Source organism: Oceanicella sp., from assembly GCF_056449545.1.
In genome coordinates this window covers 105,874-121,308 of the sequence record NZ_JBWOMN010000064.1, presented here as the reverse complement: position 1 = coordinate 121,308, position 15,435 = coordinate 105,874, and the positions used below count along the sequence as shown (strand labels likewise).

The window sequence follows — 15,435 nt, the reverse complement described above, 5'->3', positions numbered from 1 at the left end:
AACACTGCGACGCAAACCCCTTATGGTCAATTTACCGCGTCTGACTTTTTCCACAGTTCCGCCCCGGAGGCCCCGATGCCCACGCCGCTCCCCCCGATTTCCGCCGCCGATCCGCCGCCGCCGCCAGCCGGGGGGCTGCGGCTCGCCGCCTATCAGCCCGATATCGCGCCCAACCTCGGGGCGATGATAAGATTGAGCGCCTGCTTCGGGGTTGCGCTCGACGTGATCGAGCCCTGCGGCTTTCCGCTGGCGCTGAAGACCCTGCGCCGGGCGGCGATGGATTACGCCCAGGCGGCGCGGATCACCCGCTGGGACGGCTGGGGGGCGTTTCAGGCGGCGCGGGGCGATGGGCGGGGCGATGGGCGGGGCGGGGCGATGGGCGGCGCCGGGCGGTTGATCCTGCTCAGCACCGCCGCCGCGACGCCGCTCTGGTCGCATCGATTCGCCCCGGGGGACGTGATTCTCATGGGCCGCGAAAGCGCCGGGGTCCCGGCGGAGGTCCGCGACGCCGCCGATGCGCGGATACGCATTCCCATGCCCGGCGGCGGGCGCAGCCTCAACGTCGCCATGGCGGCGGGCATCGCCCTGGCCGAGGCGATGCGCCAGCTCGCCGCGCGGCCCGGCCGGCGATGAGTCAGGCGCCCCTGATCCCCGGCGCATCCTTCGCCTCGGGGTGGCGGCGGGCGTAGCCGGCCTTGATCTGGGCCGAGGTCTCGCGGCTGCCGTCATGGCTCCAGCCCGGCGGCGCGAAAGCGTAGGCGCGCCGCTGGCGCAGCGTCAGCCCCGGCGCGGCCACGTCGCGAAACAGCGCCGCCCATTCGTGGAACGCCACGCGCAGCGGGTTGAAGGTGGCGAGGTTGCGCACCAGCCCGTATTCCGGCGGATCCTCCCGCTGTTCAGGCACGAAGGTGCCGAAAATCCGGTCCCAGACGATCAGCGTGCCGGCGTAGTTGGCGTCCAGATAGCGCGGGTTGCGGCCGTGATGCACGCGGTGGTGGCTTGGCGTGTTCATGATCGCTTCGAACCAGCGGGGCATGCGGTCGATGGTCTCGGTGTGGATCCAGAACTGGTAGAGCAGGTTGACGCCGCCGCTCAGCAGCACGATGGCCGGATGAAACCCCAGCAGGATCAGCGGCGCGCGCAGGATCATCATGCCGGTGAACAGCCCTGTCCAGCTTTGGCGCAGCGCCGTGGACAGGTTGTAATGCTGCGAGGAATGGTGGTTCACGTGTTCGGCCCAGACCCAGCGGCAGGTGTGGGCGATGCGGTGATGCCAGTAGTAGCGCAGGTCATCGAGCACGAAGCACAGCGCCACCGCCCACCAGGCCGATCCCAGATCCCAGAGCCGGAACTGCCAGAGCCAGTGAAAGACCCCATAGGCGACGAAGCCGAGCAGAATCCCCGCCACGACATTGCCCGCGCCCATGAGCGGCGAGGTGAGCGTGTCGCGGGTCTCGAACCTGCCGCGGGCGCCGCGGAAGCGCACCATCAGCAGTTCGGCGAGCATGGCGAGGATGAAGACCGGCGCCGCCAGCTTGACGATGTCGGGATAGCTCAGATCGTCCATGGCCGGGGCCTTTCGGGGGCGGGTTCGGGGGCGGGCGTGGGGGCGGGCGTGGGGATCACGGCTCGGCCAGCGCGCCCATGCGGCGGATCGCGGCCAGGGCCTCGGCGCGCCGCCCCGTCGCGGCCAGCGCCTGCGCGAAGGCGAGCCTCAGGCGCGGGGCGCCGATTTCGCCGGTGATGATCGCCACGCCGCCGGCATCGGCGCGGGCGCGCGCCTCGCCCGGCGCAAAGCGGCGGGTGACCGCCCCGTCGCCAAGCGCCGTCACCACCCCGAGCGCGTCGGGCAGCGCGATCAGCGCCCCGGCGCCGTCATCGGAAAGGATCACCCGCGCCTGCGCCAGCGCGGCCGCGTCCTCGGGCCAGTCGTGGAGATAGGCGCGCGCGGCCTCGGCGGCGCTGTCGAAACGCAGCGGGCGCGACAGGCCGAGCAGGGCCACCAGCGCCGCCACCAGCGCGATGCCGACGATCACCAGCGGGCCGAGGATCTCCAGCGGCGCCGCTCAGCCGGGCCGCAGATCGGCGAAGCGGGGGTCCTGGCCGCGAGGATCTCGATCGCGAGGTCGATCGCCGGAGGGCGGGCGGCTGGGGCGGGGTCGGCGAGGCGCTGGGTCATGGCCGAAGTGTCGCCAAGCGCCGGCGGAATCGCAAGCGGGACATTGCGTCAGGCGGGGCGGCGGGGGCTACGGGTGCGGCTGGCGGTGAAGCTGCTCACGCGTGATCAGCTTTCATGACATTGACATATAACGATAAAACAGTTAGCGCGGCTATGAGCGCGAGGGGGCGGATTGGGCCGCGTCAAGCCCGTCGAGAAATTCGCGCATCGCCGCGGTCACCCGCCCGGGCGCCTCCAGCGCCGACAGATGCCCGACGCCCGGAAGCGTTGCCAGCCGCGAATCCGGCAGGGCGGCGGCGATGCGTTCGGACTCTGCGGGCGCCAGCGCCAGATCCTCGTCGCCGGTGATCACCAGCGCCGGGACGCGGATGTCGGGCAACCGGTCCAGCACGCCCTCGCGCCCGTTGAGCCCGACGAGAATGTTGCGCACCGAGGGCACGTGAAGCTCGGCGGTCGAACGCGACCACCGCGCCGCCAGCTCGGGCTGGTCGCGCAACGCGGTCCTGCCGAACATCAGCGGACGGATCTGGGGCAGCAGCGGCTTGAAGCCGATGGCCGAGGCGATCAGCCCCAGAACCTTGTACCGCATGCGCCCGAGGACATCCTGCGCCTCGGCGGTGGTGTTGGCGAGCACCAGCCCGCGCACCCGGTCGGGACTCCCCAGCGCCGCGTGCTGCGCGATCATGCCGCCGATCGACAGCCCGCCCCAGACCGCCGCGTCGATGCCGAGCGCGTCGAGCACCGCCAGCGAATCCTCGACCAGATCGCCGATCCGCATCGCTCGCGTGGCGTGACCCGAGCGGCCGTGCCCGCGCAGATCGACCCGTATCACCCGGCGGTCGCGCGACAGGGCGTCGGCCTGCGCGCGCCACATGTCGCCGGAGCAGAGAAAGCTGTGATTGAGCAGGAGCGGAAGGCTTTTGTCTTCGCGCCCGTCCTTGCCTCCGCCTTTGCCGGACTCCTCGGCTGAATCCTCGAAATGGATGCGGCAGCCGCCTACGTCGATATCCGGCATGCTTTTCGTTCTCCCCCATGCGCCCCGATGATCCTGCCGCAAAACCGGGCGGCTTTGCAACGAGGCAGGCTCCGGGGCGCGCCCGCGGTCGGTCGCGAAAAGCCGGTGGGCGATCCGGCCCCGGGCGCGGCCCGGCGGATGACTACTCCGCCGCCTCGACGCCGATAAAGCCGCCTGACTGGCGGTTCCAGAAGCTGGCGTAGAGTCCCTTGCGGGCCAGCAGTTCGGCATGGGTTCCGGTTTCGGCCACCCGGCCCGCGTCGAGCACCACGATGCGATCCATGCGGGCGATGGTGGAAAGGCGGTGGGCGATGGCGATCACCGTCTTGCCCTCCATCAGCCCGTAGAGGGCCTCCTGAATCGCCGCCTCGACCTCGCTGTCGAGCGCCGAGGTGGCCTCGTCCAGCACCAGGATCGGCGCGTCCTTCAGCACCACGCGGGCCAGCGCCACCCGCTGGCGCTGGCCGCCCGACAGCTTGACGCCGCGCTCGCCCACATGGGCGTCGTAGCCGGTGCGGCCATGGGGGTCCTCGAGATCGGGGATGAACGCGTCGGCATGCACCCGCGCGGCGGCGGCGGCCATCTGGGCCTCGCTGGCCTCGGGGCGGCCATAGAGGATGTTGTCGCGCACCGAGCGGTGCAGCAGCGAGGTGTCCTGGGTGACCATGCCGATCTGGCGGCGCAGGCTGTCCTGGGTCACGGCGCCGACCGACTGGCCGTCGATCAGGATGGCGCCCTGCTCCAGTTCGTGAAAGCGCAGCAGCAGGTTGACCAGCGTCGATTTCCCCGCCCCCGAGCGCCCGATCAGCCCGACGCGCTCGCCCGCCCGGATGGTCAGGTCGACGCCGTCGAGCCCGCCCGACTGGCGCCCGTAGCGGTGGCGCACGCCCTCAAAGCGGATCTCGCCGCCCGTCACCGCCAGATCCGGGGCGGCGGGGGCGTCGGTGATGCCGTGGGGGACGGAGATCGATTCCATGCCCTCGCGGATGGTGCCCGCGTGCTGAAACATCTGGCTGGTCACCCACATGATCCAGCCCATCATCGAATTCAGCCTGAGCGTCAGCGCCGTCGCCGCGGCCACCGCGCCGATGGTGGCGGCGCCCTCGCTCCACAGCCAGACGGCGGCCCCGACCGTGCCGACGATCAGCACCCCGCCGGCGACGGCGAGACAGAGGCTCATCCAGGTCATCAGGCGCAGCATGCGGATGTCGGCCTCGCGCAGGTCTTCGATGGCCTCGCGGGCGAGATCCTCCTCGCGCGCGGCGTGGGCGAACAGCTTCACGGTTTCGATATTCGCGTAGCCGTCGACGATCTTGCCGGTGAGCGCCGAGCGCTTGCGGGAATTTTCCTGCGCGGCGCGGCCCATGCGCGGCACCAGCGCGTAGAGGATCGCCAGATACAGGCACAGCCAGATGCCGATGGGGATCATCAGCCGCGCGTCGGTCTGGCCGAGCACGATGGCGGCGCCGGTGACGTAGGCGGCGCAGTAGAGGATCGCCTCGAGCGCGCCGTAGGCGGTGTCCTCGACCGCCGGGGCGGTCTGCACGATGCGGTTGGCGATGCGCCCGGCGAAGTCGTTCTGGAAGAAACCCACCGACTGGCCGAGCACATGGCGGTGCGTGCGCCAGCGCACCAGCGCCAGCGCGTTGACCCCCAGCGACTGGTTCAGCAGCGCCATCTGCAGGGTGATGGCCAGCGGGCGCAGCAGCATGATGAAGGCGACAAGCGCCAGCAATTCCAGCCCGTGGGCCGACCAGATCGCTTTCGGGCCTTGGGCGGCGGCGGTCTCGGCCAGCAGGTCGACGATGCGGCCCGAATAGTAGATCAGCCCGGTTTCGAACAGCGCCACCATCAACCCCGCCGCGATCACCGCCGCCATGATCCAGCGCAGGGGTTTCAGATGCGCGGCCATGAAGGCGAAATAGGTGTTCGGCGGGGTCGTGCGCCGGTAGTCGGCGAAGGGATTCGCGAGGTTTTCGAAGAACCGGAACGGGTGGAGGCGGGGCATGAGGCGGTCCTTGGCGATCGGCGGGGCGGGGGCGGACCCCGGGGGCGCGACGCTTTCCGGCTTTCCGGCTTTGCGGGGGCTTCCGGCTTTGCGACGCTTTCCGGCTTTGCGGGCTTTCGGGCTATGCGGGGGCGCACCGCCGGGGGCGCCGCAAAACGCGGCGGGGCGATCGGTGCTGGGGCGCGGGCGCGGCGGCGCGCGGGGTTTGCCTTGCGCGCAAGCCTCCCCATACATGGAATCATCGCGCCTGTCGACGCGCCCGCGCTTGCGCGCCGTGCGAGGAACCCGATATGAGGCGGGCAGATGCAAGGGAGACACGCGTGAGCCAATCCGACCAGACCGACCGCCCCGATGGCTTTTCCGGCGATTCGCCCCCCGGGCTCGCCAGCGAGAAAGCCCGCGCCGCCGACTGGTTCCGAACCCTGCGCGACCGGATCTGCGCCGCGTTCGAGGCGCTCGAGGACGCGCAGGACAGCGGCCCCCACGCCGCCCTGCCCGCCGGACGCTTCGCGCGCAAGCTGACCCGGCGCGCGGGCGAAGGCGATGCGGACAAGGGCGGGGACGCGGGCGGCGGCGAGATGAGCGTGATGCGCGGCGGGCGGGTGTTCGAGAAGGTCGGGGTCAACGTCTCCACCGTGCACGGGCGGCTCGGCGACCGGGCGCAGCGGTCCCTGAGCGCGCGCAAGGACATCCCGGGGCTGGCCGGGGATCCGCGGTTCTGGGCCTCGGGGATCAGCCTGGTGGCGCATATGCGCTCGCCCAGATGCCCGGCGGTGCACATGAACACCCGCATGTTCTGGACCCCGGGCGCCTGGTGGTTCGGGGGCGGCGCCGATCTGACGCCGATGGTGGAGGATGCGCAGGACACGGCGTTTTTCCACGCCGCGCTGAAAACCGCCTGCGACCGCCACGATCCGGACTATTATCCGCGCTTCAAGGCCTGGGCCGACGAATATTTCATGATCCGCCACTGGAACGAGCCGCGCGGCGTCGGCGGCGTGTTCTACGACGACCTCAACACCGGCGACTGGGCGGCGGATTTCGCCTTCACCCAGGATGTGGGCCGGGCGTTCCTTGACGCGTTCCTGCCGGTCACCGAACGCCACATGGGCGAAAGCTGGACCGAGTCCGAGCGCGAATGGCAGCTGATCCGGCGCGGGCGCTACGCCGAATTCAACCTGGTCTATGACCGGGGCACCCGCTTCGGGCTGGAGACCGGGCACAACCCCGAGGCGGTGCTGATGAGCCTGCCGCCGGAGGCGAAATGGCCCTGAAACCGGTCGCGAGGCCGGCCCCCGGATCGGCGCGGACCTTGCCCGCGGCGCGGCGATGATCCGCGGCCCGGCGCCCTCGCTGGCGGATTTCGAGGTTCTGGCGCAGGAGGCCTTCGCGGCGCTGCCGGAGAATTTTCGCGCCGCCTGCGCGGGGCTGCTGATCCGCGTCGCCGACCTGGCGACGCCCGAGGCGCTGGCGGATCTGGGGCTGCGCGATCCCTATGAGCTGACCGGGCTGTATCAGGGCGTGGATCTGACCCGGAAATCCCTGCTCGACGTGGCGGTGGAGCCCGATCAGGTCTGGCTTTACCGCCTGGCGATCCTCGATGAGTGGATCTTTCGGGGCGACGTGGCGCTTGACCGCCTCGTCGCCCATGTTCTGGTGCATGAGATCGCCCATCATTTCGGGCTGGACGACGACCAGATCGCGGCCATCGACGACTGGCGCCTGTAACCCCGGCTAGGAGGCCGAGAGCCGGTCGCGGAACAGGTTGAGCGCCTCGCCGCCCGCCGGCGCGCCATGGGGGCGGGCGCGCATGGTTTCGAGCTGCGAGGACAGGTCGGCGATTTGCCCGGTCTTGGTTTTGGAACCGCGCGAGGAGCCGAATTCGAAATCGAAGGCGGTGCCGATATTGCGCGCGAACATGCCGCCGATGCCGGTGAGAAAGCCGATGATGGTGCCGATGTAGCGGTCGTTGGCGGCGTCGGAATAGTAGTTGAGCGCGATCAGCGAGACCACGATCACGGTGATGCCGACAAAGGCCGCAACCAGCATCTTGGTGGCGCGGTCATTCACCTCGCCGGTGATCTCGGTCAGTTTCACGTCGCGCTGACGGGCGTCGGCGCGATCGCCGAGCAGCATCTCGGTTTCGCGCAGGGCGATGTCGGCGAGACGGATCTTCAGTTCCGCTTTCAGCTCCACGTCGCTGGCGATCGCGGCCAGCGCCTGGTCGCGTTCCTCCTCGGTGGAAATCTCGATGCCGGTGACCTCGCGCACCACGCCGCGCACGGTGCGCGCCACGGTCTCGGCGCTTTCGTCATTGCCCAGCAGCCGGCCCAGCAATGCGGGCGCGACGGCGGAGAGGATCGGCAGGATCAGGGGTAAAAACATGATTTTTCGGTCTTTCCTTCAAAGCGCCGAGCGGGCGTCGGGCCCGGCAAGGGCGAAATACACGGCCTGCACCGCCTGCTTGAGCGACGGACTCGCGGCCCCGCTCACCGGCAGGCGGCACTGGGTTTCGAAACGTTCGATGGCGGCGCGGGTGCGCGGGCCCATGAGCCCGTCGGCAAGCCCCGGCCGGGCGCCCAGATAGTCGAGCGCACGCTGCAGATCGGCGATGGAGCGCACCCGGAACCCGCCCGGCGCGCCGCCGAACCTGCGCCAGGCCGCGTCGAGTTTTTCCGCATAGCGGTTGCGCTTGTAGCCCGGCCCGTTATAGCCCCGCGCGAACCCCGCCCAGTCGCGGCTTTGCAGGAAGCCCACCAGCCCGGCGGCGCGCACATAGGCGGCGAAGGCGTCGAGATGCGCCTTTTCGCTGTCCATCATGGCGCTGACGAAGCTTTCGACGCCGTCAAAACCGACCATTTCGGCATTGAAGCCCATGATCTGGAACCGGCCCCAGGAGGCGGATTTCAGCGCCGCGTCGCGGTTCAGCGCCGCGGCGCGCGACAGCCGGTCGTATTGCGCCGCCCCCGGCGCGCCGTAGCCGCCGGGGCGGGCGGCGGAGATGTCCGCCGCCGCGTCATGGGCGCCGCCGGTCAGGCGGCGGAACACATGGCGTTCGAACAGGATGACCGGGCGGCCGTCGGGCAGAAACGCCGCCCCGCGGCTTTCCACGTCGGCGACCGCCCTGATGACGGCAAGCTCGCAGCCGAAATCGGCGGCGAGCGCTGCATAGGGCGCCTCCGTTCGGATCGGCAGCGCCGATCCCTTGAAACCTAGCATACGCAAAACCTCTCGATCCTGGCAGGACCGGATCCCGGTGCGGGAATCATGCCGAATCAGTGGCGTGGCAAGCGGCCTGCGCGAGTCCCGGTCAAAGGCATTAGCCGGGAATGGTTGAGATCCGGTCAACGGCATTTGATTCAAATGCCCGGCCTGCGCCCGGGGGCGGCTCAGAAATCCTTCTTCCACTGGATGCCCAGCGTGGCGCCCTTTTCGTCGCTCACTTCGCTGTCGACGATGAAATCGTCGAAGATCTCGACTTCGACCTCGATCACCGTGCCGCCGCCGTTCACCGGCTGCCTGGCGCCCACGAACACCCCTTCGGCGACGTTCTTGCCGACCCGCACCGAGGTCTCGCCATCCTGCTGATCCACGCCGAGCACGTCGAGCCCGGCGGCGGCGCGCACCCCGCCCAGCACGCCCTCCTGACCGCTCATCAGCGTGGCGATTCCGGCGGCGATCTGCACCGCCTGCGCGGCGCTCAGCGATTGCAGCGAATTGTTGAACAGCAGCCGGGGCAGCACCTCGTCCTCGGGCAGGCCGGGGCGGGATTCGAAGGCGATCTCGGGGTCAGAGGCGAAGCCGCGCACCGCGATCCGCCCCAGGATGCCGTTGTTTTCCAGTTCCATCGCCACGTCGATTTCCGGGTCCGGGGGCCGGGCGCCGCCGAAGGTCAGCTTGCCGGTCGCCAGATCGAAGTCATGGCCGATGAAATCGAGCCGCCCGCGGCGCTTTTCGATCCGCCCGGTGATCGCCGGGTCGGCGGCGGCGCCCTTGACCCGCAGATCCATCATCCATTCGCTGTCGAGCCCGCGTCCGCGCACGAATATTTCGTCCGGCGCCCGGATCCCCAGATCAAGCGTCGGCCCGCCGCCGCGCCCGGGCCTGGCCTTTTCGCGCGGCGCGCCCCTGATTTCGATGTCGCCCAGATCGGCGACCGAGGGCGGGGCGGCGTTGATCAGCCGGATCTCGGCGCGTTCGATCACCACCTCGCCGGCGATGGCGGGCGCAACCAGCGGCCCCTTCACCGTCAGATCGGCGCTGATCGCGGCGGCCACGTCGTCGCGGCGCACCAGAATGGCGTTGTCGGCGCGCAGCGCGGCGTCGATCGCGTCCCCCGACAGCGCCGCCCTGGCGGTCAGCCGCGACCCGGAGCCGTCCGAGGCCGACAGGTCCAGCGCCAGATCGGCCTTCCCGTCGATGCGCGTGGTCACCGTGAGGTCGGTGAGGATGGTCCCGGTCTCCAGGTTCTCATAGCGCCCGTCGGCGAGGTTGACCCGCCCCGCCGGGTGCAGGTTGTCGAGCGGGCCGCTGACGCCGACGTCCAGATCCAGCCGCCCGTTCAGCACGTGGTCGGGCGCCGGGACCAGCCCCCAGAAGGCCCCGATTTCGCCGTTCCAGCGCAGTCGCGCATCCAGCCTGGCGCCCGGCGGCGGGGCCGGGACCATGCCGGCGGGCCTGAGCGGCAGGGCGGCGGAGAGCCGCAGCGGATCGCCGAAGGGCCCGCTGAGCGCGCCCCCGGCGGTGAGCCTGGCGCCGTCCCATGCGGCTTTCAGGTCCAGGGCCAGCGACTCGCCCTCGAACAGCGCCGCCTCGAATTGCAGTTTCGTGAGGTCGAGCGCCAGGTCGGCCCCGGGGGTCTCGGGGCGGGTGTCAAAGCGGGCGCTGGCGCTGAGATCGCCGCTGCGCATGGGGGCGCCCACCAGTTTCGCCGCCGCCGGCAGGTCGGGCAGGCGCAGGCGCAGATCGCCCGACAGCCCGGAATCGTGGATGGTCACCTCGCCGCGCAGCCCGCCGCCGGGCAAGCGCAGGTCGATGTTCCGCAGGGCCGTGCCGTCGGGCGCGCGGGCGATGGTCAGCGGCGCGCGCAGGGCGATGCGCGCCTCGCCGCGGCGCAGGTCCAACCGGGTGATTTCGCCTTGCGGGCCGTCCGCGTCGCTCACGTCCAGGGTGGCGCGCGCCGTGCCCGACACCGGCGCGTCGCCGGCCCGGCCGCTGAGCGCCAGGGTGGCGACCAGCGCCTCCAGCGGGCCTTTCACCGCCGCCTTCAGACGGGTGAGATCGAGCGTCCCGGCCCGCAGCCGCGCGGCGCCGGCGGTGACGTCGAGCACCGGCGCGCCCAGCGCGTCGCGCAGATCCGCGTCGAGCGCCACGCCGCGCAGCTGCAGCCCCTCGGCCGTCGCGTCGGGCGCTCTCAGGCTGGCGGTGAGGCGGGCGCCGGCGGACTCCCGCGCCAGCGTGGCGTCGAGATCGACCAGCCCGGCGCGCAGCCCTGCGAGGTCGAGATCGTCGAGCCGCAGGCGGGCGGTTCCGGCGGGGGCGGCGATCAGGTCGCGCGCTTTTGCGACGAGGGTCGCCTTGGCAACGCCCTTGCCCGGGGCGAGGTCGCCGGGCGCGATGTTGTCAGCGATGAGGGTCGCGACGACGCTGGGCGCGCCGGTCAGGTCCGTGCCGGTGGCGTCAAGGCTCAGCCGCGCGATGCGACCGCCCGGGGCGAGGTCGCCGAAATCCAGCGACTCGGCGGTGAGTCGCAGGGCGCCGGCGGGGCTGGCCAGCAGGTCGCGGCCCTCGCCGCTCAGGGTCAGCCGCGCCAGCGCGCCGTTGCCCGCGAGGGCCCCCAGCGCCAGGTCCTCGGCGGTGAGCTCCACGGTCGCGCCCGGGGCGCCGGTCAGATCCCGCGCCGTCAGCCGCAGGTCGAGCCGCGCCGCGCCGGCGCCGCCCGCGGTCTCGCCAAGCTCCAGCCCGCGCGCCGCCATGCGCGCCTTGACGGTCCCGGCGCCGCCGAGATCGTCGAGCGATCCGTCCAGGTCCAGATCCGCGAGCCGCGCGCCGCCGCCGAGCGGGCCCAGATCAAGCCCGGCGATCTGCGCCGCGCCGGAGGCCGAGGCGGCGCCGAAGGCGTCCTGCACGTCGCCCGCAAGGTCGAGGCGGCGCAGCCGCGCGCCGAAGCCGGCGATGCCGGCGCCGGCAAGCTTCAGGCGCGCCGCCTGCCTGCCGTCCTCGACGCGCAGCGCCACGTCGCCCGACAGCGTCCCCGCCAGGTCCGGGGCGCCCAGCGTGGCCAGCGCGGTCCCGGCGAAGGGCGTCAGCGCCTCATAGGCGGCGAGGTCGCGGGCCTCCAGCGTCAGGGCGCCGTCGACCAGCCGGGTGTCGAGCCGGATCGTCGCGTCGCCGGCGATATCGGTGTCGAGCGCCGAGGCGGTCAGGCCGGTCAGCGTCAGCACCTGCCCGTCGAGCTTGAAATCGCCGCCGGCGGAGACGGGGCCAAGCGGCGAGCCGCCGGCCTTCAGCGCCGCGTTGCCGGCGATGGTCCCGGCGATCGTGACCCGGTGGCGCAGCGAGACCGCGCCATAGGAGTCGCCCTCAAACGCCAGATCCTCCAGCCGCGCCTCGCCGTCGAGCAGCAGGGCGGCGACCGGTCCCTCGGCCGTGCCGGCGACGTTGGCCCGCCCGGCGGCGTCGACCCCGTAGGCCATCGCCACACCCGCCAGATCCGGGGTTTGCAGCCGGTATTCGGCGCTGAGCGCCTGCGCCGCCAGATCCACCCGGCCGCGCGCGCCCAGGGTCAGCAGCGGCGAAACGAAATCCAGCGCCGACAATTCGGCCACGGCGCCGTCATAGACGCCGCTGGCGCGAAGATCGGCGCGCCCGATGATTTCGGGCCCGAGGCGGTCAAGGCGCAGCGCCTCCGCCTCGCCGCTGATGCGCAGGGTCACGCGCGGCGCGGGGGCGTTCGCCCGGGTCACGGCGTTGACGGTCATGTCGAGCCGCGCCGCGCCCACATCCGCCGGCGCGGTGGTCAGTTCGGCCAGGGTCAGCGCGCCGCTGGCGTCAAGATCATCGAGCCGGCCGCCGACCTTGCCGTCAAAGCCGACGCTGGCGAAATCCACGCCCTCGATCAGCGCCGCCATGGCGCGCCTTGCCTCCAGCGCCACATCCAGCGCCACCGCGCCGGTGTCGCGGACATAGTCGCCCGAGGCAGTCATGCTCAGGGCCGCCGACGCGATGACGCCGCGCTCGATGCGGATCACCCCGGCCTCGCCCTCGGACACCGCCAGGTCGAGCTGCGCCGCCGGAGCCAGCGCCGCGCGCGCCGCCGCCGACAGCGCCGGGCCGGGGGTCAGGGTCAGGGCGATCTCGCCGCTCACCGGGGCCAGCACGTCGAGCGTGGCGCGCCCGGCCACGTCGATCATGCGTTCGACCGAGGCCGATAGGCGCATCTTCCAGCCGCTGAGCGGCCCTTCGGCGTCGATCCGCACCGAACTGGCGCTGTCATCGGGCAGCCCGCCCAGTTCGGCCACCAGCCCGCCCGCCGCCTCGTCGGCCGTGAGGCGCATGGTCAGCGTGTCGGCGGCGAAATCCCGCTCGTAGGCCAGCGAAATGGCGCCGCTCACCGCGTCGCTGCGGGTCAGTTGGAAGGTCAGGGCCTGGATGTCGCCCTCGTCGCGCGCCGCGCCCGAGGCGTCGAAATCCAGCGATTGCGCGGCGATCACCCCGGCGGCGACCGCGACGTGATCGAGCCGCAATTCGCCGATGCGGGTGGCGATCGGCGCGCGCGGCCAGCTGAAGGGGGCGCGGTCCTGCGCCAGTTCGGACTCCGGGTTGATTTCCACCGCCACCGGCAGGGGTCTGCGCAGCACCTGCACGTTGCGCGCCGCCAGGCTGTCGATGTCGAGCGCCCCGGCCAGGATGCGGCTGGGGGTCCATTTCAGCGACACCGCCTCGGCGCGGAACCACACGCCGTCGGCATCGGCGATGGCGAGGCCCTGCAATTCGGTGACCCCGTCCTCGGGTTCGGTCACCCCTTCGGCGGTGATTTCGAAGCTGCCGGGGACCGATATCCGTTCGAGCGCGAACTGCACCAGGGTGTTCTTCAGCCCCAGCAGCGAGATCTGCGCCGAGGCCGGCGCCCCGGCGACCGCCAGCGACAGCCCCAGCGCCGCGCCCAGCGCCGCCCGCCTGAAACCCGCCCGCCTGAATCCCATCCGCCGGGGGGCCATCAGTAGGCCTGCCCGATGGAGATGTACATCTGGAAGGCGTCGTCGATGTCGCGCGGGTTGAGCGGCACGGCGACGTCGAAGCGCAGCGGCCCCACCGGCGAGTGGTAGCGCATCCCGATTCCGGCGGCGAACTGGAAGCCGTCCTCCAAGCTCGGGACGATGTCGGTGGACACCGCGCCCGCGTCGACGAAGCCGACCACGCCGATATCGCCCCAGAGCCGGGCGCGGATCTCGGCGCCGAATTCCACCGCCGAGCGCCCGCCCACCGGATCGCCCTTGGAATCCAGCGGGCCGATGATCTTTTCGCGATAGCCGCGCACCGACCCGCCGCCCCCCGAATACAGCCGCCGGGGGGCCGGCACCGAGGACAGCTTGTCCGAGGGGATGACGGCCAGCCGGGTGCGCGCCGCCAGCACCCAGCGGCGATCGCCCAACAGGTCCCAATAGGTCGAGCCCCGGGCGTCCAGCACCGCAAAGGGCGCGTAGACTTCGTCGATGGAGCCCATGAACGGCGTCGCGAACAACCCGATGCGCACCCCCCGGGAGGGGTCCAGCAGATCGTCGGAGCCGTCATAGCGCAGGAAAGTCGGCAGCCCGGCCAGGCGCACGTCCTGATCGACGCCGCGATCGGTCACATTCGAGATTTCCAGCAACCCGCCGGCCCCGACGGTCAGCTTGTCGCTCAATTCGCGTTCCAGCCCCAGCGCCAGGGTGACGGCCTCTTCGTCGAATGCATCCTCGATGACGTTGCGGATTTCAAACGAGGCCTGCAGGGCCTGCCCGGGGCGCAGGTATTGCGGCTTGCGCAATTCGGTTTTGAAGGACTGGATTTCAAGGCCGATGTCGAGGATCAGGTCGACGGTTTCGTTGGCGCCGAACAGGTTGCGGTGGGTGTAGGCGGCGCGCGCCTCGGGCCCGGTGTCGGTGGACAGCCGCAGCCCGGCGGAGACGGTGCGCGGCGGGCCTTCCTCCAGCGTGACGATGACCGGCAGGGCGTCGCCTTCGGGCGGGTCGTCCGGAAAGCGGGCCGATCCGCCGTCAAACAGGCTGGTGCGCATCAGGTCCTGCTGATAGTCGCGCAGGGTTTCGGGGTTGGCGGGGGCGCCGTCGTCCCAGGTCTGGTAGGAGCGCACGTAGTCGGCGTCCACGTCCTTCAGCCCCGCCACCTCGATGTCCCCGAAGCGATAGGCGCGCCCGGCCGAGATGGTGGTTTCGACCTCCAGCTCCGCCTTGTCCATGTCGGCGATCGCCCGGCGCCCGCGCACGGCGGCGTAGGGGCGGCCCGCGCGGCGCAGGGCGTCCGCCGCGCGGGCCTCGGCGGCGATGATCGCGGCGGCGGCGGCGGGCTTGCCCACCGGCGAGCCGAGCGCGGCGGCGTCGGGCAGGCCGGGGGGGGCGCCCTCGCCCTGATCGGCGACGATGAAGCGATGCGCGATCAGCGTGAAGGCCCGCCCCGGGATCAGGGTCAGATGCGCGACCGCGCGCGGGGTCCGGGCGCCGGGATCGGGGTCGGGATCGGGGCGCGGCGCCCTGGTCGGCGAGGCGGCGGGGTCCGGCCCGCCTTGCCGGACAGGGGGCGGGGCGTCGCCGGGCGCGATCACCTCGACGGCGATCTTCGCCTCGTAATAGCCCTGCGCGCGCAGGATCTTCTGGACGATTTCGGTGTCTTTCTCGGCCCGGCGACGCAGGAAGGCGAGCGACTGCGCGCCCTTGTCCTGAAACCGGTAGAGGCCCAGCGACTGTTCCAGCAGGTCCCGCATCTCCGCATCGGGCACGCCGTCCAGCGCCACGTCGTAATCGATGCGCACGGCGGTGTCTTCAAATTCCAGCGCGCTGTCCTCGAGCCCCTCATCGGCCGAAGTGCAGCCCTGCAGGGCCACCAGCGTCAGCCCGGCGAACATGGCGCGCATCGCGGTGCGGAGCATCGAACAGCCTTCCTCGCCCTGACCGCCGGGGCGTTGACGCGCCGGGGCCGTCCATGCCGGCGCCGAAGAGGCGACCCCCGGCGCGGCGT

11 protein-coding genes are annotated in these 15,435 nt (G+C 71.6%); 3 read left to right on the top strand and 8 right to left on the bottom strand.

The window, feature by feature from the left end; translation table 11 throughout:
• Positions 1-75 precede the first annotated feature (75 nt).
• Positions 76-633, top strand: coding sequence for a tRNA (cytidine(34)-2'-O)-methyltransferase (locus AC1HC7_RS09165; protein WP_479496243.1), 558 nt, complete (start codon positions 76-78; stop codon positions 631-633).
• Between the two features lies 1 nt (position 634).
• On the opposite strand, the gene AC1HC7_RS09160 is transcribed toward AC1HC7_RS09165, so the two are convergent.
• From AC1HC7_RS09160 to AC1HC7_RS09145, 4 genes are all read right to left on the bottom strand, one after another.
• Complete coding sequence (locus tag AC1HC7_RS09160; protein WP_479496242.1) at positions 635-1,567, bottom strand: sterol desaturase family protein; 933 nt, start codon at positions 1,565-1,567, stop codon at positions 635-637.
• A gap of 55 nt (positions 1,568-1,622) precedes the next feature.
• Positions 1,623-2,036, bottom strand: a complete 414-nt coding sequence (locus AC1HC7_RS09155) for a hypothetical protein (RefSeq protein WP_479498950.1) — start codon at positions 2,034-2,036, stop codon at positions 1,623-1,625.
• A 294-nt stretch (positions 2,037-2,330) separates the two neighbouring features.
• Positions 2,331-3,194 (bottom strand): alpha/beta fold hydrolase, encoded by an 864-nt coding sequence (locus tag AC1HC7_RS09150; protein ID WP_479496240.1) that lies wholly within the window; start codon positions 3,192-3,194, stop codon positions 2,331-2,333.
• Positions 3,195-3,336: 142 nt separating this feature from the next.
• On the bottom strand, positions 3,337-5,202 hold the full coding sequence (locus tag AC1HC7_RS09145; RefSeq protein WP_479496239.1) for an ABC transporter ATP-binding protein: 1,866 nt from the start codon (positions 5,200-5,202) through the stop codon (positions 3,337-3,339).
• A gap of 320 nt (positions 5,203-5,522) precedes the next feature.
• Here AC1HC7_RS09145 and hemF point away from each other — a divergent pair, with 320 nt between their 5' ends.
• Together hemF and AC1HC7_RS09135 are read left to right on the top strand one after the other, a co-directional pair.
• The gene (gene hemF / locus AC1HC7_RS09140) at positions 5,523-6,476 is read left to right on the top strand and encodes an oxygen-dependent coproporphyrinogen oxidase (protein WP_479496238.1); all 954 of its coding nucleotides are present in this window, start codon (positions 5,523-5,525) and stop codon (positions 6,474-6,476) included.
• Between the two features lie 55 nt (positions 6,477-6,531).
• Entirely contained in the window at positions 6,532-6,930 is a 399-nt protein-coding gene (locus AC1HC7_RS09135) for a metallopeptidase family protein (RefSeq protein ID WP_479496237.1), read from the top strand.
• A gap of 6 nt (positions 6,931-6,936) precedes the next feature.
• On the opposite strand, the gene AC1HC7_RS09130 is transcribed toward AC1HC7_RS09135, so the two are convergent.
• The 4 genes from AC1HC7_RS09130 to AC1HC7_RS09115 all read right to left on the bottom strand — a co-directional run bounded on the left by AC1HC7_RS09130 (position 6,937) and on the right by AC1HC7_RS09115 (position 15,346).
• Entirely contained in the window at positions 6,937-7,587 is a 651-nt protein-coding gene (locus AC1HC7_RS09130) for a hypothetical protein (protein ID WP_479496236.1), read from the bottom strand.
• A gap of 18 nt (positions 7,588-7,605) precedes the next feature.
• The gene (locus AC1HC7_RS09125; protein ID WP_479498949.1) at positions 7,606-8,421 is read right to left on the bottom strand and encodes an N-acetylmuramidase domain-containing protein; all 816 of its coding nucleotides are present in this window, start codon (positions 8,419-8,421) and stop codon (positions 7,606-7,608) included.
• A 170-nt stretch (positions 8,422-8,591) separates the two neighbouring features.
• Positions 8,592-13,406, bottom strand: coding sequence for a translocation/assembly module TamB domain-containing protein (locus AC1HC7_RS09120; protein WP_479498948.1), 4,815 nt, complete (start codon positions 13,404-13,406; stop codon positions 8,592-8,594).
• A 14-nt stretch (positions 13,407-13,420) separates the two neighbouring features.
• Positions 13,421-15,346, bottom strand: a complete 1,926-nt coding sequence (locus tag AC1HC7_RS09115) for an autotransporter assembly complex protein TamA (protein ID WP_479498947.1) — start codon at positions 15,344-15,346, stop codon at positions 13,421-13,423.
• Positions 15,347-15,435: the final 89 nt, after the last annotated feature.